23 protein-coding genes are annotated in these 26,873 nt (G+C 74.0%); 11 read left to right on the top strand and 12 right to left on the bottom strand.

The genetic code is table 11. The features are described from left to right. Positions 1-95: 95 nt before the first annotated feature. Positions 96-1,217 carry a sensor histidine kinase gene (locus ABD340_RS36810; protein WP_344595446.1) on the top strand — a complete coding sequence of 374 codons (1,122 nt, stop codon included), beginning with the start codon at positions 96-98 and terminating at the stop codon, positions 1,215-1,217. Then, entirely contained in the window at positions 1,214-1,939 is a 726-nt protein-coding gene (locus ABD340_RS36805; protein ID WP_344595444.1) for a response regulator, read from the top strand. The genes ABD340_RS36810 and ABD340_RS36805 overlap by 4 nt, the downstream gene beginning before the upstream one ends. A gap of 55 nt (positions 1,940-1,994) precedes the next feature. Here the strand turns inward: ABD340_RS36805 and ABD340_RS36800 are convergent, their stop codons facing one another. Next, positions 1,995-2,177, bottom strand: a complete 183-nt coding sequence (locus ABD340_RS36800) for a hypothetical protein (protein WP_344595443.1) — start codon at positions 2,175-2,177, stop codon at positions 1,995-1,997. A 33-nt stretch (positions 2,178-2,210) separates the two neighbouring features. Here ABD340_RS36800 and ABD340_RS36795 point away from each other — a divergent pair, with 33 nt between their 5' ends. Together ABD340_RS36795 and ABD340_RS36790 are read left to right on the top strand one after the other, a co-directional pair. Continuing rightward, complete coding sequence (locus ABD340_RS36795) at positions 2,211-2,882, top strand: TetR/AcrR family transcriptional regulator (RefSeq protein ID WP_344595442.1); 672 nt, start codon at positions 2,211-2,213, stop codon at positions 2,880-2,882. Between the two features lie 124 nt (positions 2,883-3,006). Next, complete coding sequence (locus ABD340_RS36790; RefSeq protein ID WP_344595440.1) at positions 3,007-3,813, top strand: mycofactocin-coupled SDR family oxidoreductase; 807 nt, start codon at positions 3,007-3,009, stop codon at positions 3,811-3,813. Here the strand turns inward: ABD340_RS36790 and mftF are convergent. From mftF to mftC, 4 genes are read right to left on the bottom strand one after another with little or no spacing between them, the layout of a single operon-like run. Continuing rightward, positions 3,803-5,251 (bottom strand): mycofactocin biosynthesis glycosyltransferase MftF, encoded by a 1,449-nt coding sequence (gene mftF, locus ABD340_RS36785; RefSeq protein WP_344595438.1) that lies wholly within the window; start codon positions 5,249-5,251, stop codon positions 3,803-3,805. The genes ABD340_RS36790 and mftF overlap by 11 nt on opposite strands. Further along, positions 5,248-5,973 (bottom strand): mycofactocin biosynthesis peptidyl-dipeptidase MftE, encoded by a 726-nt coding sequence (mftE, locus tag ABD340_RS36780; protein WP_344595436.1) that lies wholly within the window; start codon positions 5,971-5,973, stop codon positions 5,248-5,250. The genes mftF and mftE overlap by 4 nt, the downstream gene beginning before the upstream one ends. A 1-nt stretch (position 5,974) precedes the next feature. After that, a complete protein-coding gene (gene mftD, locus ABD340_RS36775; protein ID WP_344595435.1) occupies positions 5,975-7,162 on the bottom strand; it encodes a pre-mycofactocin synthase MftD in 1,188 nt (395 codons plus the stop codon). Between the two features lie 28 nt (positions 7,163-7,190). After that, positions 7,191-8,408 carry a mycofactocin radical SAM maturase gene (gene mftC, locus ABD340_RS36770; protein ID WP_344595433.1) on the bottom strand — a complete coding sequence of 406 codons (1,218 nt, stop codon included), beginning with the start codon at positions 8,406-8,408 and terminating at the stop codon, positions 7,191-7,193. Between the two features lie 169 nt (positions 8,409-8,577). On the opposite strand from mftC, the gene ABD340_RS36765 reads away from it, so the two are divergent. Continuing rightward, complete coding sequence (locus tag ABD340_RS36765; RefSeq protein ID WP_344595431.1) at positions 8,578-9,789, top strand: RNA-guided endonuclease InsQ/TnpB family protein; 1,212 nt, start codon at positions 8,578-8,580, stop codon at positions 9,787-9,789. A gap of 42 nt (positions 9,790-9,831) precedes the next feature. Here ABD340_RS36765 and mftB read toward each other — a convergent pair whose 3' ends face one another. Both mftB and mftA read right to left on the bottom strand, forming a co-directional pair. Continuing rightward, positions 9,832-10,119: a mycofactocin biosynthesis chaperone MftB gene (mftB, locus tag ABD340_RS36760; protein ID WP_344595429.1), complete on the bottom strand. Its 288-nt coding sequence runs from the start codon at positions 10,117-10,119 to the stop codon at positions 9,832-9,834. A gap of 6 nt (positions 10,120-10,125) precedes the next feature. Further along, positions 10,126-10,260, bottom strand: a complete 135-nt coding sequence (mftA, locus tag ABD340_RS36755) for a mycofactocin precursor MftA (protein ID WP_344595427.1) — start codon at positions 10,258-10,260, stop codon at positions 10,126-10,128. An 86-nt stretch (positions 10,261-10,346) separates the two neighbouring features. On the opposite strand from mftA, the gene mftG reads away from it, so the two are divergent. Next, a complete protein-coding gene (gene mftG, locus ABD340_RS36750; protein ID WP_344595425.1) occupies positions 10,347-11,948 on the top strand; it encodes a mycofactocin dehydrogenase MftG in 1,602 nt (533 codons plus the stop codon). Here the strand turns inward: mftG and mftR are convergent. Genes mftR through ABD340_RS36735 form a run of 3 tightly spaced genes read right to left on the bottom strand, consistent with a single transcriptional unit; the run spans position 11,897 to position 14,414 of the window. Continuing rightward, positions 11,897-12,529, bottom strand: a complete 633-nt coding sequence (mftR, locus tag ABD340_RS36745; RefSeq protein ID WP_344595423.1) for a mycofactocin system transcriptional regulator — start codon at positions 12,527-12,529, stop codon at positions 11,897-11,899. The genes mftG and mftR overlap by 52 nt on opposite strands. A gap of 29 nt (positions 12,530-12,558) precedes the next feature. Continuing rightward, the gene (locus ABD340_RS36740) at positions 12,559-13,224 is read right to left on the bottom strand and encodes a response regulator (RefSeq protein ID WP_344595422.1); all 666 of its coding nucleotides are present in this window, start codon (positions 13,222-13,224) and stop codon (positions 12,559-12,561) included. Then, positions 13,221-14,414: a sensor histidine kinase gene (locus ABD340_RS36735; RefSeq protein ID WP_344595420.1), complete on the bottom strand. Its 1,194-nt coding sequence runs from the start codon at positions 14,412-14,414 to the stop codon at positions 13,221-13,223. The genes ABD340_RS36740 and ABD340_RS36735 overlap by 4 nt, the downstream gene beginning before the upstream one ends. A gap of 121 nt (positions 14,415-14,535) precedes the next feature. Between ABD340_RS36735 and ABD340_RS36730 the strand changes: the two genes are divergently transcribed. Next, complete coding sequence (locus ABD340_RS36730) at positions 14,536-15,375, top strand: hypothetical protein (RefSeq protein ID WP_344595419.1); 840 nt, start codon at positions 14,536-14,538, stop codon at positions 15,373-15,375. Here the strand turns inward: ABD340_RS36730 and ABD340_RS36725 are convergent, their stop codons facing one another. Then, positions 15,376-15,585 carry a hypothetical protein gene (locus tag ABD340_RS36725; RefSeq protein ID WP_344595417.1) on the bottom strand — a complete coding sequence of 70 codons (210 nt, stop codon included), beginning with the start codon at positions 15,583-15,585 and terminating at the stop codon, positions 15,376-15,378. It abuts the gene before it with no gap. Between the two features lie 188 nt (positions 15,586-15,773). Between ABD340_RS36725 and ABD340_RS36720 the strand changes: the two genes are divergently transcribed. The 4 genes from ABD340_RS36720 to ABD340_RS36705 all read left to right on the top strand — a co-directional run bounded on the left by ABD340_RS36720 (position 15,774) and on the right by ABD340_RS36705 (position 21,531). Further along, positions 15,774-18,326 (top strand): winged helix-turn-helix domain-containing protein, encoded by a 2,553-nt coding sequence (locus ABD340_RS36720; protein ID WP_344595416.1) that lies wholly within the window; start codon positions 15,774-15,776, stop codon positions 18,324-18,326. Positions 18,327-18,589: 263 nt separating this feature from the next. After that, positions 18,590-18,889 (top strand): hypothetical protein, encoded by a 300-nt coding sequence (locus ABD340_RS36715; RefSeq protein WP_344595414.1) that lies wholly within the window; start codon positions 18,590-18,592, stop codon positions 18,887-18,889. Continuing rightward, complete coding sequence (locus ABD340_RS36710) at positions 18,886-20,085, top strand: cation:proton antiporter (RefSeq protein ID WP_344595413.1); 1,200 nt, start codon at positions 18,886-18,888, stop codon at positions 20,083-20,085. The genes ABD340_RS36715 and ABD340_RS36710 overlap by 4 nt, the downstream gene beginning before the upstream one ends. A 174-nt stretch (positions 20,086-20,259) precedes the next feature. Next, entirely contained in the window at positions 20,260-21,531 is a 1,272-nt protein-coding gene (locus ABD340_RS36705) for a hypothetical protein (RefSeq protein ID WP_344595412.1), read from the top strand. A 195-nt stretch (positions 21,532-21,726) separates the two neighbouring features. Here ABD340_RS36705 and ABD340_RS36700 read toward each other — a convergent pair whose 3' ends face one another. Beyond that, the gene (locus ABD340_RS36700; RefSeq protein ID WP_344595410.1) at positions 21,727-26,790 is read right to left on the bottom strand and encodes a DUF4132 domain-containing protein; all 5,064 of its coding nucleotides are present in this window, start codon (positions 26,788-26,790) and stop codon (positions 21,727-21,729) included. Positions 26,791-26,873 lie beyond the last annotated feature (83 nt).

Genomic DNA, 26,873 nt, shown 5'->3' with positions numbered 1-26,873 from the left:
CCCGGCCGGGATCGGATCCGTCCCCCCACGGGGGGACGAGGGTCCCTCCTCCGGTCTGATTCACCATGTCACGGACCTTCCGTACGCTGACCGTCATGGATCTCTGGCGGCCGGACCGGCGCGCCGACCGCGGGTGGCGCTGGGTGGCGATCGACGTCCTGGTCGCCTACACCTCGGCGGCCATCCCTATCGGCGACTCCGATGCCACCGCGTCGGTGTTCCACGGCCCGCTCGTGGTGCGGGTCGCCGCGGTCGTCTGGTTCGCGGCGATCGCGGGCCGCAGGTTCGCCCCGGCCGCGGCGCTGTGGGGCGCGGCGGGCGCCACCGCCGCCGTGGCGCTGGCAGGCCTTCCCCTGACCAACCTGTCGGCGGCGTCCGCGCTGGCGCTGACGATGGTCGCGCAGACGCGTCCGCGCACCCAGGCCATCCAGCTGTCGGTGCTGCCCGTCCTGGTCGCCCTTACCGCGCTGGCGGCCCAGGACGGGGAGACGCTCGTCCTAGGGGCGGTGCTGCACGGGGTCGCATGGGCCGTGGGCGCGTCCAACCGTTCCCGTTGGGAGACGGCCCGCATGCTGCGCGCGCATGAGGAGGAACGAGCGGCGGCGATGCGCGAGCGCGCGCTTGCCGACGAGCGTGCGCGCCTGGCGCGGGAGCTTCACGACGCGGTGGGCCACGCCGTCACCGTCATGGTCACGCACGCGGGCGCCGCCCGCCTCGCGCTGGGCGGCGAGCACGACGACGTCCGCTCGTCCCTGCGCCGCATCGAGGACACCGGGCGCGCCGCCATGGCCGACCTCGACCAGGTCCTCGGACTGCTCGGCGCCGACGGCCCGCCCCCCGACCTGGCGGACGCGCTGCGGCCCCTGATCGACGGGCTGCCCGGCGGCCTCACGGCCGAGCTGTCCGTCGACGGGGACGTCGCGGCGCTGGCGGAGCCCGTCCGCCGCACCCTGTACCGCGCCGCGCAGGAGGCGCTGACCAACGTCGTACGGCACGCGTCCGCCGCGACCGTGCGGATCAGCCTGGCCCGTGACGAGGAGGAGATCATGCTGCGGGTGACCGACGACGGAACCGCCGCACTGCCGCATGTCCCCGGGCGCGGCCTGACCGGCATGCGCGACCGCGTCGAACGGCTCGGCGGGACGTGCCACGCGGGCCCGGCGCCCGGCGGCGGCTGGCGGGTCGACGTCCGCGTCCCGGTCGGGCGGGCCGCGTGATCAAGGTCCTGCTCGCCGACGACGAGGAGCTCATGCGCGGCGGCCTGCGCATGATGCTGCAGACCCAACCCGACATCACCGTCGCCGGCGAGGCGTCCGACGGCGCGCAGGCCGTGCGGCTGGCGCGCGACCTGGCCCCCGACGTCGTCCTCATGGACGTGCGCATGCCCGTCATGGACGGAGTGACCGCCACCCGCGAGATCACCGCGCGCGGCCCGCGGCCGCACGTCCTGGTGCTCACCACCTTCGAACTCGACGAGTACGTCTTCGCCGCCGTCCGCGCCGGGGCCAGCGGCTTCCTGCTCAAGCGCACCCCGCCGGAGACGCTGCTCGAAGGCGTGCGGACGGTCGCGGCGGGCGAGGGACTGCTCGGCCCGTCGGTCACCCGGCGGCTGCTGGACGAGTTCGCCCGCACCTCGCCCGCCCCGCCCGACGAGCCGACCAGGCGCCGCCTGGACCGGCTCACAGAGCGCGAACGCGAGGTGCTGCTGCTGATCGCCCGCGGCCTGTCCAACGGCGAGATCTCCCGCGCCCTGCACGTCGGCGAGGCCACGACCAAGACGCACGTCAAGCGGATCCTCGCCAAGCTGGACCTGCGCGACCGCATCCAGGCCGTCGTGTTCGCCTACGACCACGGCCTGGTCCGCCCGGACCCGTCCAGTGTTGATCGCAGTCCCGGCCCAGGGCGCTCGCCTGGCGGCTCGCACCCTGACCGAGCCTGAACGAGCGCGACATCGCTTCGCGATCTGCCCGGCGACGCTCGCCTTCGGCATCGCCTCACCGGCCAGGTAGCGCGCTCGCGCGGTACCCGATGAGGCGGATCCGGCCGGCCACCGGGAAGGTGATCAGGGCACCGGCGCCGGCGCGGCAGCGCTCTTCCACCGACGCGGTGTCCGCGGCGGCATGCCAGGAGAAGGAACCGTCCGGTTCGAACAGAATCCACGCCGGTGAGAAGTCCACGCTTACATTCTTCGCGACGACTATCGTGGTCGGATGCCGGACTCCACGCCCCGCCGGTTGCCGCGCGGCCGCCATGCGCTGGCGCGCGAGGAGGTGCGGCGCATCCACCGGACCCGGCTGTGCACCGCGATGGCCGAGGTCATGGCCGAGAAGGGGTACGTGGGCACGTCGGTGGCGGACGTGCTCCAGCGCGCGGTGGTGTCGCGGCAGAGCTTCTATGATTTGTTCGGCTCCAAGCTCGACTGCTTCATGGCCGCCTTCGAAGGCGCGGGCCAATTGCTGCTGGAGCGGCTGACCCGGGAGATCGGCGACGCCGGGGCGCCGGGCGAGGGGGCGCGGGACGACCGCCTGGAGTTGTGCGAGCGGGCGATCACCGCGTACCTGCGGGCGCTGGCCGAAGAGCTGCCCTTTGCCCGGTTGTTCCTGGTCGAGGTGTACGCTGCCGGACCCGAGGCCATCCGGCGGCGCAGCCTGTTGCAGGAGGTCATCAGCGACGCGCTGGCCGATCTGACGGGCAGCGCGGACCAGGCCACCCGGTTCACCTGCCGGATGATCGTGGCGGCGACCAGTGCGATGGTGACGGCACCGGTGGCCGAGCGGGACCCGGAGGCGCTGCTCGCCCTGGGGCCGCCACTGATCGAGCATGTCCGCGTCCTGTGGCGGGCCGGCGTCCTCGGCACCGGGTCCGAGGTCCCCTCTTCCTGACCCGCCGCCCGATATGTGTATCGGTCAATCGCTTGACGACTGCCTGCTATTGCCTGTTTTTGGCATCGAGTGCCATCATGACGGCGGGTTACCGCTCGGGGCCGACCACCGTGGAGGACATGTCATGGCGCGATTGACGGGAAAGGTCGCCTTCATCACCGGCGCCGCGAGGGGGCAGGGCCGGGCGGAGGCCGTCCGGCTGGCCGCCGAAGGGGCGGACATCATCGCGATCGACATCGCCCGAAACCCGAGCCCGCACGTCAAGTACGCGCCCGCCACCGAGGCCGAGCTGGAGGAGACCGCCAAGCTGGTGAAGGAGCAGGGGCGGCGCGTCCTGACCCGGGAGGTCGACGTGCGCGACCTGGCGGGGCTGGAGTCGGTGGTCCGGGACGGTGTCGCCGAGCTCGGACGGCTGGACATCGTGGTCGCCAACGCGGGGATCGCGAACTACGGCCTCACCTGGGACCTGAGCGAAGAGCAGTGGCAGGACGTCATCGACATCAACCTCACCGGCGTCTGGAAGACGGTCAAGGCCACCGTGCCGACGCTCATCGAGCAGGGGCAGGGCGGGTCGATCATCATCATCAGCTCGGTGGCGGGCCTGAAGGGGATGCCCTTCCTCGCCCACTACGCCAGCTCCAAGCACGGCGTCGTCGGACTGGCCAAGACCCTGGCCAACGAGCTGGGCGAGCACGACATCAGGGTCAACACGATCCACCCCCACGGCGTCCGGACCGGCATGAACGACAACTCGCTGCAGTCGTTCATCGAGAAGTCGCCCGACCTCGGGCCCATCTACATGCCGGCGCTGCCGTACCCGCTCGTCGAGCCGGAGGACATCGCGAACATGGTCGCGTTCCTGGCCTCCGACGAGGGCAAGTACATCACCGGCACCCAGCTGCGCGTCGACCTCGGGGCGCTCAACCGCTGAGCCGTTGGGCCCACCTGCGGAGCCGGTCCGGGAAGCGGACGTCCGGGAGCAGGGGCGCGGCGGTCCGCGCGCGAGCCGAGGCCGCCGTCACCCCTGACCCGTAGGCGACGTCCTCGACGAGCCGCAGCACCGTGTAGCGGACGGGGTCGACGGCGGGGCGGCACCGCGCCCATTCCAGCGCGATGGGCGCGATCATGGCCAGCGCCGCGGCGCGGGCGAGCCGGCTGCGCGGGCTCGCGGCCAGGGCGAGCAGCCCGGCCGGCCACCATTCGCGGCGCAGCGCGTGCCCGAGCGCGGCGGCGTCGGCGACCGTGCCCTTGCCGACGATGGCGGCGGCCAGGCTCCAGTCGGCGGGCAGCCGCGCCAGCCGCCTGGCCAGCAGGCCCGCGGCGATGCCCGCGCACGCGGCGGCCGGGACCGGGCGGCCCCGGGCGAGCAGGGCGAGGACCGCGAGGTTCCACGCCGACGGGCGCGCGGGTGCCAGCCTGCCGGGATGGCGGACGGCCAGGTCCGCGGCGGAGGTTCCGTACTGGTGGCGCCGCCGCGCCCAGTCCACCGGGCGCAGCCGCGGCGTGTGCGCGACCCGGGCGGCGGGCTCGTAGCGGACGTTCCAGCCGAGGTCCCCCAGCCGCCAGACGAAGTCGACGTCCTCGCCCAGCCGCAGCCGCTCGTCGAAAGGGACGCCTTCCAGCGCGGCCACGCGCACCAGCAGCGTCGCCGTGGGAACGAATCCGAGCCGGCCTCCCGGACGGACCAGCGCGGGCCGCGCGCCCATGTCGAGCGCGGACCTGGCGGCCTCGTACCGGGCCAGCAGCCGGTCCCCGCCCGGGCTCGGCACCACCCGGGGCGCCACGGCCGCGACGCGGGGGTCGTCGAAGTGCGGCATCAGGACGTCCAGCCAGCCGTCCTCGGGGCGGCAGTCGGAGTCCACGAACGCCACGAACGGCGTCTCCGCGAGCCGCAGCCCGGTGTTGCGGGCGGCGGCCGGTCCCCGGTTGCGCGGGTGCCGGACGATCAGCGCGCCGTGCGCGGTGGCCGCCCGGCGCAGCGGTCCGGGATCGGGCGACCCGTCGTCCACGACGATCACGGGCATGCCCTTGACCGCCGCCAGGGACCGTTCGAGCTCGTCAGCCCGATCGTATGCCGGGATCACGACCGTGACGTCGTGCGGGCCGGGGCGCGGGGCCGGGACCGGATGGGCCAGGCCGTGGTCGATCAGCCGGCGGGCCAGCGCCCGTCCGACGGGGGAGTCGTCGGCCACGCCCCGCGCGCCCGCCCGGCGCAGCGCCGCCAGGTGGGGGCGGGCCGCCTCGCCGAGGCGCACGACCTTCCAGGGCGAGCCGCCGGTGGCGACCCGCCCGCCCGACCAGAGGGACGTCCCCCGGTCCAGCGCGATCCGGAAGCCGTCCGGAAGCGCTAAGGAGCGCCGCGCGCTCATGGCCGCGGCTCTGCGGACGGGACGAGGCGGCCGCTGGCGTCCACCTTTCCGCCGCCGATCCGGGCGGTGGCCGACGCCGCCATCGCGTCCAGGATCTCGCGGCCCCGCTCGGCCGAGGCCCCGGCCGGGTCGCCGAGGACTCCGGAGGGCGAGACGGCGCGGACGCCGCGCGCGATCAGCTCGGGCAGCAGCGCGGCCAGCGGCCGGGTGTCGCCGGTGACCGTGTCGAACGGCCGCACCAGATGCGGGGCCAGGTGCAGCATGACGGAGGTCTCGGTGAGCCCGGCGTGCGCGTCGCCGCCGGGGGCGTCGCAGCCGGTCCAGGCGGTGTCGTGCCCTTCGGCGCGCAGCCGGGGCACGGCGGCGTCGAGCGTGGCGACGTTGCCGCCGTGCCCGTTGACGAAGACGATCCGGCCCGCCCACAGCGCCAGCGATCGGACGGTCTCCACGATCACCGCGTGCAGCGCCTCGTGGCCGATCGAGATCGTGCCGGGGAAGCCGGCGTGCTCCCCGCTCGCGCCGTAGGGAATCGCCGGCGCGACGACCGCCCGCAGCGCGCCGGCCGCGCGCTCGGCGACCGCCTCGGCGATCACGGTGTCGGTGGAGAGAGGCAGGTGCGGCCCGTGCTGTTCGGTCGAGCCGACCGGCACCAGCACCAGCGGATCCGCCTGGACGTCCGGCCAGGCGGCTTCCGCAAGTTCGCGGCCCCCCTCCCCGGGCACGTCAGCCCGCCGCCCCGCCGCCCAGCGTCAGCCGGAACCCGGGCGGGACGACCAGGTCCTCGGGCGACAGGTCGTGGACGCTGGAGTGCCCGAGGCCCAGGACGGCGGAGTCGAGGCCGCCGCGCAGGATGTCCAGGACGTTCTCCACTCCGGCCTGCCCGTTCGCGGCCAGCCCCCACAGGTAGGCGCGTCCGATCAGGACGGCGCGGGCGCCCAGGGCGAGGGCCTTGGCGACGTCGCCGCCGCGCCGCACGCCGCCGTCGAGGAGGACCTCGGCCTGGTCGCCGACGGCCTCGGCGACGGCCGGCAGCACGCGGATGGTCGCCGGCGTGGTGTCGAGGTTGTTGCCGCCGTGGTTGGAGACCGACAGGGCGGTGACGCCCGCGTCGACGGCCTTCTTGGCGTCGTCCACGCGGGTGACGCCCTTCAGCATGAAGGGACCGTCCCATTCCTTGCGCATCCACGCCACGTCGTCCCAGGTGGGCGGCGGGGTCTGCATCCATTCGCCGTAGGCGCCGAAGAAGGTGGGGGCCTGGCCGCCGGGCGGCTGGAGGTTGGGCACGGTGAGGTCGGGGATGCGGCCGCTCCTGGCGAAGCTCCACAGCCAGCCGGGCCGGGGCAGGACGCCGGGCGCCAGCTTCATCGCGGTCTTCAGGTCGATCTTGTCGGGGATGAGGGGGCTGCCCCAGTCCCGGCCGTTGGAGAACGACCAGTCGAGGGTGGCGATGAGCGCCTTGGCCCCGGCCGCGCGGGCCCGGTCCATGCGCTGCACCATCGCGTCGCGGTCGCCGCTCCAGTACATCTGGAAGAAGACGTTCGGGTTGGCCGCGGTGACCTCTTCGACGGGCTTGCTGGCGAACGAGCTCAGGCCCATGATGACGCCCCGGTTGGCCGCGGCGCGCGCCACCGCGACCTCGCCCTCGGGGTGGACGGCCTGCACCCCGGTGGGGGAGATGAGGACGGGCAGCGCGGTCTCCACGCCCATCACCGTGGTCGACAGGTCCCGCTCCGGCTGGTGGCCGGCGACGTGGGGGGCGAACCCGAGCTCGCCGAATGCCGCCATGTTGTCCTTGATGGTCCGGCCGCGTTCGGAGCCCGCGACCAGCGCCCCGTACACCATGGCCGGCAGTCTCCGCTCGGCCCTGCGCTGGGCCTCGGCGACGGTCTCGAACCAGGGATTCCTCGGCATCGGGATGTGTCTCCTAGGGGCTGGGGCGTTAGCGAACGCGAAGACCCGCGAGCGGGTCTTCTGCGCAGGCGCTCACCGGGGGACGGTCCGGGTCCGGGCGGCGCGTGATCTTCACCGGCACCGGCCGGCTCCGGGACGGGGCGGTGCGGCGGGAGTGGTCGGCCGACGGCTTGGGGATGCCCGCCCGGTCCTCCGGGCGCTGGGCCAGCAGCTTCTCGCCGTGGCCCTGGACGCATTCGGGGTCGGGGCCGTCCAGCGGCAGGCCGGTGAAGAACTTGGCGGCCATGCAGCCGCCCTTGCACGTGTCGTAGAAGGAGCAGGAGGAGCAGGCTCCGCCGTTCTGCGGCTCGCGCAGGTCGCGGAACAGCTCCGACTCGCGCCACACCCGGGTGAACCCGCCGGGCCGCCGCACGTTCCCGGCCAGGAATTCGTCGTGGATCGCGAAGGGGCAGGCGTACACGTCCCCGACCGGGTCGATGAGGCACACGACCCGTCCGGCGCCGCACAGGTTGAGGCCGGGCAGCGGCTCGCCGTAAGCGGACAGGTGGAAGAAGGAGTCGCCGGTCAGCACGTTGTCGCCGTGCGCGACCAGCCAGTCGTACAGCTCGCGCTGCTGCGCGGGGGTGGGGTGCAGCTCGTCCCAGACGTCGGCGCCCCGGCCGGACGGGCGCAGCCGGGTCAGGCGCAGCTGGGCGCCGTACTCGTCGGCCAGCGCCTTGAACGCGTCGATCTGCGGGATGTTGTGCCGGGTGCACACCACCGAGAGCTTGAAGTTCTTCATGCCCGCGTCGGAGAGGTTGCGCATGGCGCGCACGGCGGTGTCGTACGAGCCGGGGCCGCGCAGCGCGTCGTTGACCTCGGCGGTCGCTCCGTCGAGCGAGATCTGCACGTCGACGTAGTCGTTGGCGGCCAGCCGCCGGGCGGCCTCGGGGGTGATCCGGACGCCGTTGGTGGAGAACTTCACGCCCACGTGGTGGGCGGTGGCGTAGTCCAGCAGTTCCCAGAAGTCCGGTCGGACGGTCGGCTCGCCGCCGCCGATGTTGACGTAGAAGACCTGCATGGCCTCCAGTTCGTCGATGACGGCCTTGGCCTCGGCGGTGCTCAGCTCGCGCGGGTCGCGCCGTCCCGAGCTGGACAGGCAGTGCGCGCAGGCCAGGTTGCAGGCGTAGGTGAGCTCCCAGGTCAGGCAGATCGGCGCGTCGAGCCCGTACTCGAACAGGTCGACCAGCCGCGTTGTGCTGCTCATCAAAGGACCTCCGAGGAAACTCCGGCCTTGAGGCCGGGGAGGAATCGGACCCCTGCGGAGCAGGGCAGGAAAGGAGATTCGCCCCCGGGCGAATGTCGGTTGACCGGGCCAGGCGCCATCCTGCAGGTTTTCGTCTCTGTGTTCGAGCGTGCACGCTACGCTCACACCTGTGTCGCGCTACCGCCTGGACTCCACCCCCGAGCAGGAGCAGGTCCTGCTCGGGCATTGCGCGCACGCCCGGTACGTGTGGAACCTGGCCGTGGAGCAACACGGTTTCTGGTCCCGGCACCTGCGCGGGAGGGCGCCGGGCTACACCGAGCAGTCCCGGCAGCTCACCGAGGCCCGTGCCGCGTTCGCATGGTTGCGGGCCGGGTCCCAGACCGTGCAGCAGCAGGCGCTGCGTGACTTCGCGCAGGCGATGAGCAACTTCTTCGCCGGTACCCACCGCCGTCCCACCTGGCGCAAGCAAGGGGTGCACGAGGGGTTCCGGCAGGTCGGCGTCAAACCGCACCAGGTCGAGCGGTTGTCGCGCAAGTGGGGTGCGGTGCTGGTGCCCAAGTGCGGATGGGTGCGGTTCCGCCTGTCGCGGCCGGTGCCGGAGGGCGTGAAGTCCTACCGGGTCACCCGTGATCGGGTAGGGCGCTGGCATGTGGCCTTCGCGCACGTCCCGTCCCCGGTTCCCGGTCCTGGTGACGGGAGCGTGGTGGGGGTGGACCGGGGCGTGGCCGTCAGCGCCGCCCTGTCCAATGGGGACCTGCTGAAGGTCCCCGGCCTCACCCACGCGGAGGAGCGACGCCTGGAACTGCTGGCCCGCAAGCTGGGGCGTGCCCGGCGCGGCTCTGCCCGCCGCGCGCGGCTCAGGGCCGCGCTCGCCCGGCTCAAGGCCCGCGAGCGCGATCGCCGCAGGAACTGGGTGGAGCAGACCTCCACCGGGTTGGCCCGCGAGTTCGAGGTGATCGGTGTCGAGGACCTGCGCATCGGGGGCATGACCCGCTCCGCCAGAGGCACGCTCCAGGATCCGGGACGCAATGTCGCCGCCAAGGCGGGGCTGAACCGGGGCATCCTGGCCGGCGGTTGGGGGATGCTGGTCGAGCGGCTGGAGCACAAGGCCCCCGGCCGCGTCCACAGGATCGATCCCGCGTACACCTCGCAGCGCTGTTCGGCGTGCGGGATCAGGGATCGGGAGGCGCGTGAGAGCCAAGCGCGTTTCCGGTGCCGGTCCTGCGGCCACGCCGGCAACGCCGATGTGAACGCGGCACGCAACATCGCCCACGAGACCAGACTCGTGGGCACGGCGGCCGGACCGGCCGTCCCTGCGCGGGGACGCTCCGGGTCGCCGGGGCGGACGAACCGCGAACCTCAACCTGTCCCCCTCTCCTGAGGCCACGGGTCGGAATCCCCCTCGTTCACGAGGGGGAGGAGGTCAAGGAGTCCTTTCGACGAGCCTTTCGACGAGCATGGCGGACCGGTGCAGCGCGCCGAGCGCCGCGCCATAGCGGTCCAGTTCGGGCGCCGGGATCCCGGCGGCCGTGCACGCCGCGCGGGCGGTGGGCGCGTCCCCGAGGCCCTGCACGACCGCGAGCAGCCTGCGGTCCTTGAGGAAGGACAGCTTGCGGGTGCCGAAGTGGTAGAGCAGCGCGCCGAAGGGTTCCGGCCGCACCGAGACCTGCGGGTGCAGGTCCCAGGCGCGGTCCATGTCGATCCCGGGCATGACGCTCTAGTAGACGCCGCACATGCCGTCGATCGAGACCTCCTCGACGAGGGACTCGGCCTCGGCGGGCTCTGCGGCTCGATCGCGGGTCCGGTCGTCGGTCTGGTCGGCGGCCTGGGCGTCGGGGGCGGTGGTGTCCATGGGGCCTCCTCGGGCTGGATGAGTGGTGGCCGTTTCACCTGCGGGTGATACTAAGTGCATCGAGTGTCAAAAGAAAAGGGGATGGTTTGCCCGATTTCAAGGTGGGCGCGCGGCGGCCCGACGTGCTCGTGGTGGGCGGGGGCGGCAGCGGCGCCGTCCTCGCGGCCCGGCTCAGCGAGGACCCCGATCGCGAGGTCCTGCTGCTGGAGGCCGGACCGGTGCCGCGCGCCCGGCCGGACTTCCCGGCGGACCTGCTGGACGCGTGCCTCGTCCCCGGCGCGCAGCCGACGCACACCGCCGTCCGCACGTTCCCTGCCCGCCTCATGCCCGGCATGCCCTACACGGTCACCCGCGGCCGCTTCCTCGGCGGCTCGACCGCCGTCAACGGCGGCTACTTCGTCAGGGCGCGCCGCGCGGACTTCGACCGCTGGGCGGCCGCCGCGGGCGACGCCCGTTGGTCCTACGAGCGGGCGCTGCCCTTCCTGCGCGCCCTGGAGACCGACCTCGACCTCGGGGCCACCCCGCTGCACGGCGACCGGGGACCGGTCCCGGTCGGCCGCACCGACCTGCGGCACCCCGCCGCCGCCGCGTTCCAGGCCGCGGCCCGCGAGCTCGGGCACCCGGAAGAGCCCGACAAGAACGCCCAGGACCCGCCCGGATTCGGCGCGGTGCCCGCCAACGTCCTGGACGGACGGCGCGTCAACACCGGCATCGCCTACCTGCTCGGCGCGCTCGGACGTCCCAACCTCACCGTGGCGGGCGGCTCCCCGGTGCGATCGGTGATCGTCCGCCGCGGCCGGGCGACTGGTGTCGTGGTCGGGCGCGGAACCGTGCTGGAGGCCGGGGAGATCGTCCTGTGCGCGGGCTCGCCGGCCTCGCCGCACCTGCTGCACCTGTCGGGGATCGGACCGGCGCGCCACCTGGAACGCCTGGGCATCCCCGTCGTGCACGACCTCCCCGCGGTCGGCGCCGCGCTCAGCGACCACCCCCAGGTCGTGCTGGAGTGGACGCCCCGGCACCCGCTGGACGAGCCGTCCGGCTCATGGCTGGGCGGAGCCCTCCACCTGCCCTCGTCGGACGGCCCCGACGCGGGAGACCTGGAGATCCTCCAGTCCCTGGTGCCCATGGCCGGGCTGGTCGGCGGGCTGACAGCCATCCCCGGCGCGCCCCTGGCCTTCCTCGCCTCGGTGCAGACGCCCCGCCTGACCGGCGGGGTGCGCACTCTGTCGGCCGACCCCGAGACCCCGCCCCGCGTCGACTACGGCTACCTGCGGACCGCGGCCGACCGGCGCCGGATGCGTGAGGCGGTGCGGGCGACCGCCGCCCTCGTCGCCACCGGCGCCTTCGAGGACGTCTCCCGGGGCCTGGTGGACCCGCTACCCCGGACGCTGCACGACGACCGCCTGCTCGACGAGTGGATCCGGTCCCGCCTCGGCACGTCCCAGCACACCTGCGGCACCGTGCCCATGGGCCCGGCGGCCGACCCCGCCGCCGCCGTCGACGCCCACGGCAGGGTCCACGGCCTGACCGGGCTCCGCGTCGCCGACACCTCCATCCTCCCCACCGCGCCGCTGCGCGGCCCCGCCGCCACGGCCGTCCTCATCGGCGAGGTCATCGCCGCGCTCATCGCCCGCGGTCAGGGCGCGGAAGCCAGGTCCAGCACGGTCGCCAGACCGGCCGACACCTGACGGATCGTCTCGTCCAGCAGGCCGGACAGCGCGGTGTCGTCCTCCAGCGACAGCCAGTGCTCGTAGGCGCTGAGCGCGGCGGCGAGCACGACGTTGCCCGCAAGCCGGGGGACCATCCCCGACGCGGGAAGGCCGGTGCGCCCCGCCACGAACCGGGTGATGATCGCACGCCAGGACGCGTACCGCAGTGTCGCGTCCGCCTGCAGGGTCGGCACCTCCAGGATGAGCCGCATGCGCTGCCGGTGCCAGGGCACCTCCCGCGGGTCGAACCGGTTGAACTCCACCACCGCCCGGCGGATCGCCTCCACCAGCGGCACGGCCGGATCGGTCTCGTCCAGCAGCCCGCGCAGCCGCTGCAGGTGGGCCTCGAAGTCGCCCCAGACCAGGTCGTTCTTGGAGGCGAAGTAACGGAAGAACGTCCGCCGCCCGATCCCCGCCGCCGCCGCGATGTCGTCGACGGTGGTCTCGTCGAACCCCTGCCGGGCGAACAGCGCGAACGCCTGCCGTTCCAGGGCGGCCCGCGACGTCACGCGCGGCCTGCCCATGGCCGCGGTGGTCTGCCGTCCGCTGTCGGTCGTCACGGGTACCAGCCTGCCACGGCGCCCCGCCGTCAGGGTCCCGTCCCGGGGGCGACCAGGCCCGTCTCGTAGGCGATGATGACGAGCTGGACGCGGTCGCGGGCGTCGAGCTTGGTGAGCAGCCGCGTCACATACGTCTTGACCGTGGCCACGCTGAGGTGCAGCTCGGCGGCGATCTCGCTGTTGTTCATGCCCTGCCCCACCAGGGTCAGCACCTCGCGCTCCCGTCCCGTGACACCGGTGAGCCCGCGCGCGGACGCCGCCGACGCCAGCCGTGCCGGGCTGCCCGCCAGGCGCGCGATCAGGCGCCGGGTGACCCCGGGCGCGATCAGCCCGTCCCCGGCGGCGACGACCCGGATGGCGGCGAGGATGTCGTCCAGCGCCATGTCCTTGACCAGGAAGCCCGCCGCCCCGGCGTGCAGCGCGCCGAACACGTGGTCGTCGTCGTCGAACGTGGTCAGCACGACGACGTGCGGCCCGCCGGGACGCGCCGCGATCCGCCGGGTGGCCTCGATGCCGTCCATGCCGGGCATGCGCAGGTCCATCACGACGACGTCGGCGTCCGCGGCGAGCCGGACGGCGTCGGCGCCGGTCGCGGCCTCCCCGGCGACGTCGAGATCGGGCGCGTCGGCGATGACCATCCGCAGCGCGGCGCGCACCAGCGGCTGGTCGTCGGCGAGCACCACCCGCACGGTCATCGGCCGGCCGCCGGAACGGGCAGCCGGGCCGCCACCCGGAAGCCGCCCTCGGGCCGCGGACCGGCGGAGAACTCGCCGCGCAGCAGGCCGACCCGCTCGCGGATGCCGACCAGGCCGTACCCCGTCCCCTCGGTGCGGCCGGGGCCGCGTTGGTGGGCATGGCCGCCGTCGAGGACCTCGATGGCCAGCTCGCCGTCGCGGTGCTCGATGGCCACCTGGCAGGAGCGGGTGCCCGCGTGCCGCACCACGTTCGCGACCGCCTCCTGGACGATCCGGTAGGCGGACACGTCGATCTCCGGAGGCAGCGGCCGCGGCTCGCCCCGCCACCGCACGTCGACGTGGACGCCCGCGGCGGTCGTCGCGGCGGCCAGCCGGTCGACGTCGGACAGGCCCGGGGCGGCGTCGAGCGGCTCGGCGTGGCGGAGCGCGCCGAGCATCCGGCGCAGCCCGGACAGCGTTTCGCGGCCGGCGTCCTCGATGCTCGCCAGCGCCTCCCGTGCCCCCTCCGGCTGGGTGTCGAGGACGCGGCGCGCCGCGCCCGCCTGGAGCGCGATGATGCCGATGCTGTGCGCGACGCCGTCGTGCAGCTCGCGCGCGATCCGGAGCCGTTCGGCGGTGACCGCCTGGGCGGCGGCCTGGGCGCGCAGCCGCTCGGCGTGCAGGCGGGCCTGGCGCGCGGAGTTGCCGGCCAGCCAGGCGATGACCACCGTCAGGACCATGAACGGCTCCGAGGCGATCCCGTTCTCCTCCCACCACGACAGCCGCACCGCCAGGAAACCCGCGAGCACCCCGGCCGCCATCGCCGCGGCGGCGACGGAGACGCGGCGCGCCCGGGTCGCCGCGATGAAGCACAGGGCCACGTCCACCGCCAGGAACTGGGCCGAGGGGAGCTCCGGCTGCCGCCACGCCACCGCGGACACGACCGTGCCCGCGATCAGCAGGACGTACCCGGTCACCGGCCGGCGGCGCAGCAGCACGCCGCCCGCGACCGCCAGGACGAACGCCAGTGCCAGCAGCGCCTGCGCCGGGAACGAGTCGAGGCCGTCCGCCGGATATTTGTTGGAGTACCCGTGGTCGGGCGGGAACCAGACGAACTCGACGATCGGCCAGATCGCCATCGCGCACCAGGTCACGGCCGTCCAGGCGCCCGGCGGCACGCGCTTCAGCAGGGTCAGCGGCGCGGCGTGCATGCGGTGATGGTAGCCGCGCGGCCGCGGCCCGGAATCGGCCCGGGGATGTAGGTCCACGGATGACATGCATTGCCCGCGCGGGCCCGATGCCCGGCGGCGCGGCGCGCGACACCGTGGGCGGATGATCGAAGCGAACGAACTGATCGAAGACCCCAGGATCGCCGAGCCCCGGGCCCGGTTCCGCGACCTGCTCGCCGCCGAATGGATCAAGCTGCGGTCGCTGCGCTCGACCGCCTGGGCCCTCGCGGTCAGCGCGCTGGCCGCGGTCGGGTTCAACGTGACCGCCGCCTACGGCGACTACCGCGACTTGACCGGCGGGGACCCGCGCGCCTCCGGGTTCGTCCCGGTCGGCGCGCTGCACGACGCGTTCACCCAGCCCGCCGCGATGTGCCTGGTCTTCGCGGTCGCCGCGATCGGGGCCGTCGCGATCACCGGGGAGTACGGCACCGGGATGATCCGCACGACGTTCATCGCCGTGCCCGCCCGCCGCCAGGTGATGGCCGCGAAGGTGGTCGTCGTCGCGGCGGTCGCGGCCGGGTTCGGCGCCGCCGTCGCGGGGACGTCCTTCGGGCTGACCCAGGCGATCCTGTCCGGGCGCGACGCGGGCATGTCGATCGCGGACCCGGGAGCGTTCCGCCTGGTGGCGGCGTCGGCCCTGCTCGCGCCGGTGTCCGCGCTGGTGGGCATGGCCGCCGGCGCGGCCGTCCGGCACGCCGCGCCCACCCTGGTCGTGGTGTTCGTGATCCTGTTCGTGCCGCCCGCCGCGTTCGGCGCCGGCGGCCGCTGGTCGGCCGTCGTCGCCCACACGCTGCCGCTCAACGCGTGGGAACGCCTGGGCCAGGCCGTCCAGGACGCGGTCCCCTACCCGTGGACGACCGGTGGCGCGTGGACCGTCTACGCCGTCTGGGCACTGGCCTGCGTCCTGATCACCCTGGTCGGCGTCCAACGCCGCGACGTCTGATCAGGGCTGATGCCGGGGGAGTTCGCGCACCTCGACGAGTTCGAGACCGAGGGCCTGGATCCTTTCCAGGACGCCGTAGAGGGCGCCCTGGTCGAGCGCCGGGCTCCAGACGACGGTCTCGGCCGACCGCACCGAGACGTTGAGGTCCTCGAAGGCGTGCTGGAGCGAGTCGCTGACGCGGCCCTTGATCCTGATCTCGTAGCCGGGCATGAGGCCATCCCCGATCCTGGGCGCTCGGTAATCCCGGTACCAGCGCACCGTGGCGCCCTGCGTTCCGCATCATCCATCGCGGGTGAGGCGCGCGGCCGCCGTGCGGGGACGGCGGGCACATGAGTTCGCAAAATCTCCTCCATCGAGGTCGTGCGGGACGAGATCAGGGGCGATAAACCTGGTTGGCGGTGCCGAAGGCGGAAGAGCTGATGGACCCGTACCTGCCCGAATGGGCCGTGCCGCGGCCCCGGCTGATGGAGCGCCTGCGCAAGGGCGTCCGGGGACCGCTCACGGTGATCACCGGGCCGCCCGGTTCGGGAAAGACGATCACGGCTCTGATGTGGGCGGCCGCCTCGACCCGGCCGATCATCTGCTGGGTCGGGTGCGACGACTCGACGGTGACCGTCCGCGGGTTCTGCGCCGCGCTGGCGGAAGGCCTGTCGCGGGCCGGGGTCGCGGAGCCCGCGTCCCACGAGGCCGCCCTGGCGGCGGCCCTGCGGGAGGCCGGCGTGCCGGTCGCCGTCGTGATCGACGACTTCCCGGCCAGACCCGGCTCGGCCCCCGCCGAGGTGGTGAACCGGCTGCTGCGGAACGCGGGACCGGGATTCCGGGCGGTGGTCCTCTCGCGCAGCGACTCGCCCCTCCCGCTCCACCGCCACCGGCTCGCGGGCGAGCTGACCGAGATCCGCGCCGGCGACCTGGCCTTCGGCGACCGGGAGATCGCCGCGGTCCTGGCCCAGCACGGGGTGCGGCTCGGGCGCGCCGCGCAGCGGGCGCTCCGCGAGCGGACGGGCGGCTGGCCCGCGGGGATCAGGCTGGCCGCGATGTCCATGGAGGCGCACCCCGACCCCGAGGCGTTCGCCGCCCGCTTCGCCGGGGACGACCAGAGCGTCGTCGGCTACCTGATGGAGGAGGTCGTCGACGCCCAGCCCCCCGACGCGCGCTGGACGCTCCTGGCGACGAGCGTCGTGCCGAGCGTCAACGCCGAACTGGCCGGCGTGCTCGCCGGCGAGGCGGGACGGGCCTTTCCGGACGTGGTCCGGCGCAACGCGTTCGCCGCACCGCTGGGCCGCGGCTGGTACGGCTACCACCACATGTTCGGTGAAGCGCTGCGGCTGATCCTCCGGCACGAGTCACCCGCCATGGTCCCCGAACTGCACCGGCGCGCGGCGGCATGGTTCGAACGGTGCGGACGGCCGGTCGAGGCCGTGCGGCATGCCGTCCGGACGGGCGACCGGCGGTTCGCGTCGCGGCTTGTCGTCGACCGGCTCGCCATCGGTCACGTGCTCGGCCTGCGGCCCCGGGAGGCGCTGTCCGGCATGTTCGAGTCCATGCCGGACGAGGACACCCTCGCCGGTGCCGAGCCGGAGCCGGCCATCGTCGCCGCGGCCGTGGCGGCCAGGCGCGGGGACGGCCCGCTGTGCTCTGCCGCGCTGGACCATGCCGGGCGGCTGCTCCAACGGGCGCCGGACGAGGCCGCCTGGCCCGCGCGGCTGTGCCTGGCGGCAGTCGAACTGTGCCGGCCCGGCGCGTCCGCCTTCGCCGCCGCGTCCGGCGACGCCGCGGGCCTGCTGGGGGATGTTCCGGACCGGCTGCTGGACGACCGTCCGGAACTACGGGCGCTGGCGCTGGCGGGACGGGCGGGGGCCCGCGCGTGGGACGGGCGGCTGCCGGAGGCGGCGCGCCTGTTCGAGGCGGCCCTGGCCGCGGCCGAGCAGGCGGGCGGGGACTTCCAGCGGAAGCGCTGCCTCGGCGATCTCGCGCTCACCGAGGCCCTGCGCGGCAACGTCGTCCGGGCCGCCGAGCTCGCGGCCCGGGCCGGCCGGCTCCCGGAGAAATCGGTGTCGCCCGAGGGCCGGCGCGTGGCGACGGCCCATCTGGCGTCCGCGTGGGAGCACCTGGAACGGTGGCGGATCGACGCGGCCCGGACCGAGCTGGCCAGGGCGTCCCTGGCGTCCTCCGGCTGCGCCGACCCCTTCTCGACCGCCGTCCAGTGCCTGGTGAGGGCCCGCGCCGAGATGTGCCGGGGACGGCCCGAGCACGCCCTGCGGGATCTGCGGGCGGCCGAGGCGATCGTCCCGCGGCCCGGCTGGCTGGGACGCAGGCTGGCGCTCGCGGCGGCGGAGGCGCACGAGTCGGCCGGTGACGTCGAGGCGGCGCGGCGGGACGCGGAACGCGCGGGTGGGACGGCGGCCCTGGACACGGCGGTCGTGCTGGCCCGGATCGAGGCGGGCGGCGGCGCGGCCGAGACCGCCGCGGCGATGCTCAGGAGCGCGCTGGCCCGGTCCGCCGGGGCGCCGGCGGGCGTCCGGGTGGAGGCATGGCTGCTCGATGCCCGCCTGGCCTACCGGACCGCCGACCGGCGGCGCGGCCGCTACTCCCTGGAGCGGGCCCTGCGGCTGGCCCGCCATGAGGAGATCAGACGGCCGTTCGCCCTGTCGTCCAGCTGGTTGCTGCCCGTCCTCCGCGGCGATCCGGAGATGCTCCGGCGCTGTCACCCCTTGCTCGCCGCGCCCCCGCCCCCGCCCGGGGACGGGGCGGCGCTGGTGGAGCCGCTCAGCTCGCGGGAGCTGGAGGTGCTGCGGTCCGTGGCGCAGTTGATGACGACCGAGGAGATCGCCTCGGCCCTGTGCCTGTCGGTGAACACGGTCAAGACCCATCTCAAGAGCGTCTACCGCAAGCTGGCCGTGACGCGGAGAGGCGAGGCGGTCAGGCGGGCACGGCAGCTTTTCCTCCTGTAGATGCCTGTTACATGCGGCGGCGTGCGACGCGGCGCGCGGTCGGCTTCCTCCGCCGGCCGATCTCCACCAGGTCGAAGGGGCTGATGAACCCGTCGCTATGCGGTAGCGGCCTATGAACGCAGCTCATCTCGGGGACGGCCGCCCCGCATCCCCCACGGCGGATGATTGCGGGTCACTTCCCCCGTCATGGGTGACCCCCGCCACCCGTCGCGCGAGGGAATCTCGTACCGAGCCCATCCACCAGTGAAGAACGGAGAGCGATCATGGCTGCACCGGTACGCACCACCCGGAAACCCGCCGCGCCGCGGGCCTCGACGGACGTCCGCGGTCGAGCGGCCGCCGAGCGCGCCCTGACGCACAACGTGACGGTCGAGCTGTGGGGCCGGCGCGTGGAGCTCCCGCCCGGGGATCAGCTCGCCTTCCTGGGCGGCCTCGGCGTGCTGGTCGTGCTGGAGATCATCGAGTGGCCGCTCGCGGCCGCCATCGGCGTGGGGCACGTGCTCATCCACAATGCCCACCGCCAGGCGCTGCGCGAATTCGGCGAGGCCCTCGAAGAGGCATGACGACCGACCAGGTCCTCTTCGGTGTGGGGCTGACGGTCGCGCTCGCGGTCGGCTCACAGGTCCTGGCGGCCCGATTACGCATCCCCTCGCTCATCGTCCTGCTGCCGGTCGGCTTCGCCGCGGGCGCGATGACCGCCGACATCAACCCCGACCGGCTGCTGGGCGAGGCATTCCAACCCCTGGTGTCGCTGTCGGTCGCGCTCATCCTCTACGACTCCGGCCTCGGCCTGGACCTGCGCCGGCTCAAGGGGCACGTCCGCCGGGTCGTGGTCAGGCTGATCGCGCTCGGGGTGCCGGTCACGGCCGCGTCCGCCGGGTTCCTCGGCGCGCTGCTGCTCGGCCTGTCGGCGGAGGCGGCGGCGATGCTGGGCGCCATCCTCGTCGTCTCCGGCCCGACGGTGGTGGGCCCGCTGCTCGACTTCGTCCGGCCCCCGGAGCGGTTGCGGCGGATCCTCAGCTGGGAAGGGTCGCTGATCGATCCGATCGGCGGAATTCTGGGCGCGGTCGTCTTCAGCGCCGTCATCGGCGCGACCGAGACGGGTTCGGGTGCCCAAGTGCTGCAGTTCGCCTCCAGCATCGCGATCGGCGCCGCCGGCGGCCTCCTCGGGACGGGGCTGCTGTGGCTGCTGCTGTGCGGGCTGCGGCTCGGTGAGGTGCTCGGCGCCACGGCGCAACTCGCCTCGGTGATCGCCGTGGCGGCGGCCTGCGACATCGCCCGGGACGACACCGGGCTGCTGGCGGCGATCATCATGGGGCTGGCCGTGGCCAACCTGCCGGGCTTCGACCTCCCCGCGCACCGGCCGTTCGCCGAGGCGCTCGTCCAGCTGATCATCGGCCTGCTCTTCGTCTCCATCTCCGCCACGATCACCCCGCAGTCCCTCCGGCACCTGGTGCTGCCGACCCTGGGCCTGGTCGCCGTGCTCGTCCTGATCGTCCGGCCGCTCGTGGCCTATGCGTCCACGCGCGGGACCGACCTGACGGCCGCCGAGTGGCGCTTCATCGGCTGGATGGCCCCGCGCGGCATCGTCGCCGCCGCCACCGCCTCGACCTTCTCGACCGAGCTCGTCGCCGCCGGGGTCGCCGGCGCGGCCAAGATCCTGCCCGCCACGTTCCTGGTGATCGTCACAACGGTGACCCTGTACGGCCTGAGCGCGACTCCGGTGGCCAGGCGCCTGGGCCTGACCCGAAACGGCTGAGGCGCCGCGTCGCACGCAGGTCTTCACCGCGGCGGCCGGCAGCAGGACCACCAGGCCGATCTGGACCCCAGGTTCCCGCCGATCCGGAACCGGAGCCCAGGTCGCCCGCGCCGGGTGATCCCCACATGGGCAAAGGCGTTGCGGTCCGCGCGGGGTGCGGACGATGATCCGGCCATGACGGACGATCGTGATCGGCTGAGGACACTGTTCGCGTCGTGGGACCGGCGGCCCGGACGGGAGGTCGTCGAGCGGGCGCTGGAAGGGGTCCCGGCGGTCGCGATCGCCGACCTCGTCCTGGACGAGGGCGAAGCGTTCTGGCGGCGGGAGGCGTGCGCGGAGGCGCTGATCGGGCGGGTGCCCGGCGAGCGGGCCGCGGCGCTGGTGGACTGCGTGTGCGACACAGAGGTCAGCGCTCGGCTCAACAGCGCTCTGACCACCGCGCTGAATGTGCCGGGGCAACCGTATTCCGGCGAACTGCGTGCGCGAGCGCTGGAAAGGGGCAACTACTACATCGCGGAGAAGCTCGGACCGCAGGCCCTCCTGGACGATGCCAAGTCAGGCGATGCGAAGGCGTTGGGCCTGCTCACCGTGCTGGCCTCGTCCCCCTGGAGGCACCTTCGCGCGGCAGGGGAGGGGGCGGTCGACGAGTTGATCGAACTGCGCGGCATGCCCGCCGTCGTGGCGATGTTGGGCGCCGACTCGCCGGACGCGCTCGCGCGCTCGGCGCCCTACCCGGCGATACGGCTGCTCGGTCTCCGCCTTCTGGCGCGTGCGGGCGGCGACATCTCTCCCTGTCTCGGCGACGATTCCGCCATCGTGAGCCGGACGGCTTACGACCTGCTGATCGGCGGTCAGGGCCACGACGGGACGCTGCTGGCGATGGTGGAGGAGGGCCGGCCGGGGCATCTGTGGGCGCTTCCCATCCTGCACCGGCGCGGCCATGACATCCGTCCGATGTGGGAGGGGCTCGGCTCGCCGCGGGTCGAGGTGCCCGGCGTCCCGCCCGACGTGCGGGAGGCGATCGTCCGGAGGTACGTGCCTGGTCAGCGCGACACCGACCCCCGCTGGCTGATCGAGGCGGCGCTCCTCGATCCGCCGCCCGAGTCGTACGACTTCGGGGAAGTACGGCTCGGCGCCGCGCGCCAGGCCCTGGCCGGCGCGGGGCTGGAACCGCGGGAACCGGTACCGGCGGGCCGGTCCATGGGGTCGGGCAAGGGCACCTACCACGTCATTCCCACCGACGCGGGCAAGGTCTGGGTGAGCACGCTGGGCCCCTTCTTCGGATTCGAGGAGGACGCCCGGATCACGACGGCCCTTCGGGACGCGGGGTTCCGGCACATCGACCCCGAACTCGGAGCGATCACGTTCACCGGGCTGGCCGTCTATTTCTTCGGCTCCCGCGAGCCGCTCCAGGTCCGCGATCTGGTGTTCTACTGGCAGGACTGAGCCGCGACGGACTCGACCCGGGCCGGGACGTGTTTGGGCCAGGGGGTTCCGGCGATGGACCGAGCCCATCGACGTCCGCGCCGTCCGCGCCCACCCCGGCCCCGGCTTCCCTCTGCGGGCGGCGGATGACCACGCCCCTCACCGGGAAGAGGGGTAGCCGAGTAACGGCACCAGCGTAGGCATCGGCACCGCCGTCTACGTCGTGCTGGTCAACGCCTTCTGACGACCGGAGAGCAGGAGGCGCAGGTCGGACAGCAGGGACTGGACGTTCGCCGCGCCGCTGCGCGTGAGCGCCGCCCGGAGGCGTTCCAGCATCGGGTCATCCGGCCCGCCCAAGCCCGAGGGGCGCAGCAGGACCCGGTAGCCGTCGCCGTCGGGGAGCAGCAGCAGGAGATCGCCGATGCATAGTCCACCGTGTTCGGGCAGGTGGACGGCGAGCGCGCCGACGGCCTGTTCGAGGGCGCTCACCGAGGTGATGCCGGTGGCGATCGGCACCCGGGTCTCCGGAGCGGCGTACGCGGCGCGCAGGTCTTCGAGACGTGCCTCGGTGGTGGCCCGCGCGGGGTGGCTCGCGGGGACGCGGTCGCCCAGCGCCCTGGCGGCCTCGCCGAACCGTCCCGGCGGCAGACGTTCCGGCAGCCGCTCGCCGAGAAGCGCGATCACGCTTGTGAGCAGGGGGAGGTCGCGCTCGTCCAGTCCGGCGGCGAGGGTGACCCAGTGCGGGCCCGCGAGCGGGGTGAGCCGCGGATGGCGGCCGGACCACAGGGCGATCGCGCGGTCGACGTCCGGTCCGGACAGCCACAGGTCCGCGGGATCGTCCGGCATCAGCGCCTCGACGAGCTCGACGGCCTCTTCGGGGCCGGTCATCGCCTCCAGCGTGAGGGCCGCGGCCTCCAGCTCCGTCTGCGTCAGGTTGTGCGCGCGTGCGAGCTCGGCGTCGTCGGGGGCGAGCGGGGCGACGCGTCCCAGCGCCCAGCCGAGCGGCCACGTGACGCTGCGCGCGGACGGGGACAGCAGCACGACGGCCTGCGCGACCGACAGCCCGGTGGCGTCCGCGAAGGCGGTGACGACGGCCTCGTGGCTCAGCGTCGGCGGCCCGTTGCGGCCGATGAGGTCCGCGGCCGTGCGGAGCCGATCGGGATCGCCCCAACCGCGGCAGATCCGTGCTTCCTGGACCGTGTTGCGGCCGAGCACCAGCGGATCGGGACCGTCCGGAGTGTGGAGGAGCGCCGTGGAGACGTAGGCCGAGCTCTTATCGGAACGCTCCTCCGGGCCGATGCCGATGATGGCGGCTTGTCCCAGAGCCGGGTACGGCCTCCCCGCGTCAGGCGCCGGGCGTACGCGTACGACCTGCCAGGTCCCGTCGGTGCGGATGAGTTCGGGGACCGAGGCGAGGTCGAGCAGTTCCTCGCGGCGCTGGTCGCGGTCCGTGCCGGTGGCCCAGGCCGCGCGCAGCACTGAGGCGCCCAGCCGTCCCAGCCGCTCCTCGACCCCCTGGACGGCGGCCGCGGTGAAGTTCCCGGAGGTCGGGCGGCCCGCCCCGCGCTTGGGCACGGTCTCCTCGGCGAGCCGCACGATGCGCTCGTACACGATCGCGCGGGTGGAGCGGCCCTCGAACCGCTCCGGCTTGGAATCGAGGAAGGCGAGTTTCGATTTCGTGGGCTTCGGGGCCTCGACGGCGGTCACGGGCGCCGCGTCGGGGGCGGGCGGCAGGTGTGACGGGGGCGTCAGCCCGATGTGCTGAGCCAGCGCGAACAGGCGTTCCCGGCATTCGATCGCGGTCCAGACGATGGAGGTCGCACCGATCCGGAGCTTCTCGTCGGTGATCTCGGGCAGCGGCGTGCCGAGCCGGGCCTTCAGCTCGTCGAAGCAGGCGTCCTGCTCCTTCCAGTCGGCGCCCAGGGCCGTCATCGCCTTGACCCGGGCCCCGAACGAGGCGTCCGCGACGTCCAGCAGCCGCCTCGCGGTCTCGTCGTCGACACGGCGCAGAGCGCGGGACCCTTCCGGATCGCGGGGCGTCATCCTGCCCCACCATCCAGGCGGTGGCACCAAGCCGGCCCTGCCCGCGTAGCGATGGGGGTGGATGCGGCTGGGGGCGGCTCCGCCGTGCTCGGGGACCGAGCCGGAGCCGCGCACGTAACGCCCGATCGTCCGGCCGGTGGAGTCGCGCAGTTCGATGAGGCGGCCTTCGCCGCGCCACACGGTCGCGGCCGATTCGGCGCCGGGGAAACGCACCTGCTCACCGTCGACGGGACGGACGGCGGGTGCGTTGGGATGGGTGCTGCCGTGCGGGCAGTGCGGGCCGTTGTGGTCGAGTACGGTCACGCGTCCGTCCGCGACGATCAGGCAGCGGCCGTAGAGCTGGCGTGCCTCGCCCTTCCTGTGGGCGGTCTCGCTGTATTCGTCGTAGGTCCCGAATTTGTGGCAGGGGCCGACCCCCTCGGGTGTTACGGCCGAGGCCCTGAAGCCGTGCCCCCAGAGTCGGCCCGCCTCGATCAGCAGCAGATCCGTCCCGCTCTCCTCCATGTAATCGCGCGTGGTGGCGAGCTCGAACCGGGAGAGGACCTCGAGGTCGAGTTCGTTGAGGACGCCGCCGCGCAGCGTCGCCGCCAGTGCCCGCACCGGATCGGCCTCGGCCAGGATCGTTCGAACGGACTCCTCGGCGGCCTCGGGGACGCCGGCCAAGGTGAACCGTTCGACGTCGCACAGCGCCGCGTGCACGTCCGGCAGCCCCTGGCCGGGAACCCGCTTGGCATGCTCGGCCAGGATGTCCGCCACGATCTCCCGCGTGCCCGGAGCCTCGACCAGGTTCTTCACCGCGGCGGTACGGACCTGAAGGTCATGGGCGACCGGGCCGAGCGCCAGCGGCACCGAGACGTTCCCGATCACCGCGTCGCGCAGCAGCGGACCCCAGTGCGGGTCGGCGGCCGTGGCGGTCAGGTCGGGCCGCTCGGCGGTTTCGAGCCAGTGATACAGCTTGAACGTGTGCAGGTTCCGCGGCGGGGCGAGGGGGACCCCGCAGCCGAGCGCCAGTTCCAGCAAGGGGAAGTCGTAGTCGGTGTGCTCCTCCAGCAGCGTGCCGTCGTAGCTGTAAAAGCTCATCTCGTTGTCGTCCGGCCCCAGCAGGGCGGTGTGGCCGTCGCACGTCAGCTCTTCGGCGGTCAGCCGCGTCCCGGCGTCCCGCAGCAGCTCTGCCAGCCCGGTGACCGGCAGGGGGAGACCGGCGTAGAGGTTCATGAAGCGCGCCACCCAGTCCTGAACCCGCGCACCGCTCAGATCGGGGTCGGCGGTGAACGGCGCGTTCGCACCGGCCCCGGCGAGGTTGGTGATGAGCAGGGACACGGCGGCGGCCTTCGCCTTGGGGGAGTCCCCGGCGGGTTCGGGAAGCAGCTCGACCAGGGAACGGCGGACGGCGGCGTCCCCGCGCGCCATCTGGAACAGCAGCGGGCGGACGAACTTCCAGATCGCGGGTGGAGCCGTCCGCAGGCAGCCATGCCCGAGCAACGCCCGGACGGCGCGCTCATCGGCGGCCACGTCACCGGCGTTCGGGCCCGCACCGGGCGTCCACCCGGCGGCGCCCGCCGCGCCGGCCCAGCCGGCGGCCAGGATCAGCGCGTTGTCCTCGCCGGCCTCGCACCACTCGGTGAGCAGGCGGCGCTGCCAGCGGTAGGCGTCATCGGGCGAGTGCCGCTTGCCGAGGCGCGCGGTATGCCGCTTGAGGGTGCTCGCCCCCACGGCACCGGAGCCCGCGGCGAGATGCGCCGCCACCAGCTCGGCCTCGTCGACCGGCAGGGCATGCTCGACCTCGGCGGCCCGCGCATGCTCGAAATAGGCGGCCGCGTAGGGCATGCTCCCCGCGGCGACCATGATGCGCGCACACTCTTCGAAGAACAACGGAAGCAACTCGGGGGCGTGGACGGCGAGGTCGTCGGCGGGCCCCTTGAGGGCGTTCCGCGCCAGGCCCGGCTTGGCCGCCGCGGTCTTGCGTGCCGCGTTCAGATCCCGATGCAGGGCCACGATGCGGGCCCGGTGGGCCGGGTGCCGGTTCAGCGCGGCCGCGAGGAATCCCAGCGGGCCCGCGTGGACCGTCCCGAGCGTGCTGTCCCCCGCCGCGACCAGGCCGTGCAGCGCCAGCGCCGCGCGCTCGGCCGCCACCGCCGCGCGCCGTACCAGCGAGACGACCGGTTCGATCAGCGCGGGGTGGGTGAAGCGGGCGGCGAGGAGATCGTCCTCGTCCGCCGACGCTGGCGGACCGGGGAACACGGCGCCCGCGCGCATGAGGACGTCGCGCGAGGGGGGACGGCGGATCGCGGCCGGGCCGGGTTCGCCGCGGTGCCGGTCGCAGTAGTCGGCGTACACCTCGGCCGCCCCGAGCACCTCCCGCGCCTCCTCGTCCTCGTCGCCCTCCACGGTGCGGCCCGCGAACAGCGACATCAGGATGCGCGTCGCCTCCGACCAGGCGATGTCGCCGATCTCCTGGCCGGCGTTCGCGAAGGTCAGGGTTCCCAGATAGGCGGGGTTCATGGGCCCGCTGTACTCGACCTCCAGCTCGACGCCGATCGGATCAGGGTCGTGCACGGTGAACCGCGCGGCCTCGCCGCGGATGCGTCCGCCCAGCTCGTGGACCTGGCGCTCGAACCGGCCGCCGCTGGTGTACCGGGCCTCGGTGAACCAGAACGCGTCGATGACGCCGATCGTCCGGTCCATCCCGTCCGGCCGTGACCACCGTTCCCGCCGGAGCTGCTCCACGGACTGGTCCAGCTTGAGCGCGACGGCGCGCCGGATCCAGGCGGCGAGGCCGTCCCCCAGCAGGACGGGGTGGGGGACGGCGAACGTGCCGGCGTCCGACCAGAGGTCGTCGCCGTCGAGCGGCACGAGCCGGACGCCCTTCGCCCCGTCCAGGTCGCGCAAGATCCCGCACCGCTCCAGGTCCGGGACGCCGTCGTGGACCGGGGCGACGACCAGATCGGTCAGCGCGTACCGCCATGCCGGGTCGTCCCACACCGCGTGCAGGACCTCCACCGGGACGGGCAGCGAGCGCAGCATCCAGGCCTCGACTTCTCCGCGCACGGCACGGCCGTGCTCGGAGAGCCGTTCGCACAGCTCCGCCAGGCTCACCACGCCGGGGTCCCGCTTCACCTTCGCCGGGACCCTGGCCAGCTCCTTCCCCCCGGCCTTCCGGCAGACGACGGCGGGCCGCTCCCCGCCCTCACCGCGCACCGCGACCTCGTAGCCGCCCCCGACGCCGCTCCAGCGCATCCCGTCCACCCTTCCCGCCCGTATGCCGATGGCACTAGATCATGGACCATGTCCCCGACAATCCGCCCATACCGCGGTTGCGG

This window comes from Actinomadura vinacea (genome assembly GCF_039532545.1).
GTDB lineage: Bacteria > Actinomycetota > Actinomycetes > Streptosporangiales > Streptosporangiaceae > Spirillospora > Spirillospora vinacea.
Note: the sequence above shows the minus strand (reverse complement) of the source record. Positions and strands in the feature narration are given on the sequence as shown.

What these genes read in the sequence shown, in the direction of transcription:
- mftA (WP_344595427.1), bottom strand. Translation starts at nt 10,260, where the DNA reads ATGGACACCACCGCCCCCGACGCCCAGGCCGCCGACCAGACCGACGAC.
- ABD340_RS36735 (WP_344595420.1), bottom strand. Translation starts at nt 14,414, where the DNA reads ATGCACGCCGCGCCGCTGACCCTGCTGAAGCGCGTGCCGCCGGGCGCC.
- ABD340_RS36700 (WP_344595410.1), bottom strand. Translation starts at nt 26,790, where the DNA reads ATGCGCTGGAGCGGCGTCGGGGGCGGCTACGAGGTCGCGGTGCGCGGT.
- mftF (WP_344595438.1), bottom strand. Translation starts at nt 5,251, where the DNA reads ATGAGCGCGCGGCGCTCCTTAGCGCTTCCGGACGGCTTCCGGATCGCG.
- mftB (WP_344595429.1), bottom strand. Translation starts at nt 10,119, where the DNA reads ATGCCCGGGATCGACATGGACCGCGCCTGGGACCTGCACCCGCAGGTC.
- mftD (WP_344595435.1), bottom strand. Translation starts at nt 7,162, where the DNA reads ATGCCGAGGAATCCCTGGTTCGAGACCGTCGCCGAGGCCCAGCGCAGG.
- ABD340_RS36740 (WP_344595422.1), bottom strand. Translation starts at nt 13,224, where the DNA reads ATGACCGTGCGGGTGGTGCTCGCCGACGACCAGCCGCTGGTGCGCGCC.
- ABD340_RS36725 (WP_344595417.1), bottom strand. Translation starts at nt 15,585, where the DNA reads ATGCCCGGCTACGAGATCAGGATCAAGGGCCGCGTCAGCGACTCGCTC.
- ABD340_RS36710 (WP_344595413.1), top strand. Translation starts at nt 18,886, where the DNA reads ATGACGACCGACCAGGTCCTCTTCGGTGTGGGGCTGACGGTCGCGCTC.
- ABD340_RS36810 (WP_344595446.1), top strand. Translation starts at nt 96, where the DNA reads ATGGATCTCTGGCGGCCGGACCGGCGCGCCGACCGCGGGTGGCGCTGG.
- ABD340_RS36730 (WP_344595419.1), top strand. Translation starts at nt 14,536, where the DNA reads ATGATCGAAGCGAACGAACTGATCGAAGACCCCAGGATCGCCGAGCCC.
- mftC (WP_344595433.1), bottom strand. Translation starts at nt 8,408, where the DNA reads ATGAGCAGCACAACGCGGCTGGTCGACCTGTTCGAGTACGGGCTCGAC.
- ABD340_RS36705 (WP_344595412.1), top strand. Translation starts at nt 20,260, where the DNA reads ATGACGGACGATCGTGATCGGCTGAGGACACTGTTCGCGTCGTGGGAC.
- ABD340_RS36715 (WP_344595414.1), top strand. Translation starts at nt 18,590, where the DNA reads ATGGCTGCACCGGTACGCACCACCCGGAAACCCGCCGCGCCGCGGGCC.
- ABD340_RS36795 (WP_344595442.1), top strand. Translation starts at nt 2,211, where the DNA reads ATGCCGGACTCCACGCCCCGCCGGTTGCCGCGCGGCCGCCATGCGCTG.
- ABD340_RS36790 (WP_344595440.1), top strand. Translation starts at nt 3,007, where the DNA reads ATGGCGCGATTGACGGGAAAGGTCGCCTTCATCACCGGCGCCGCGAGG.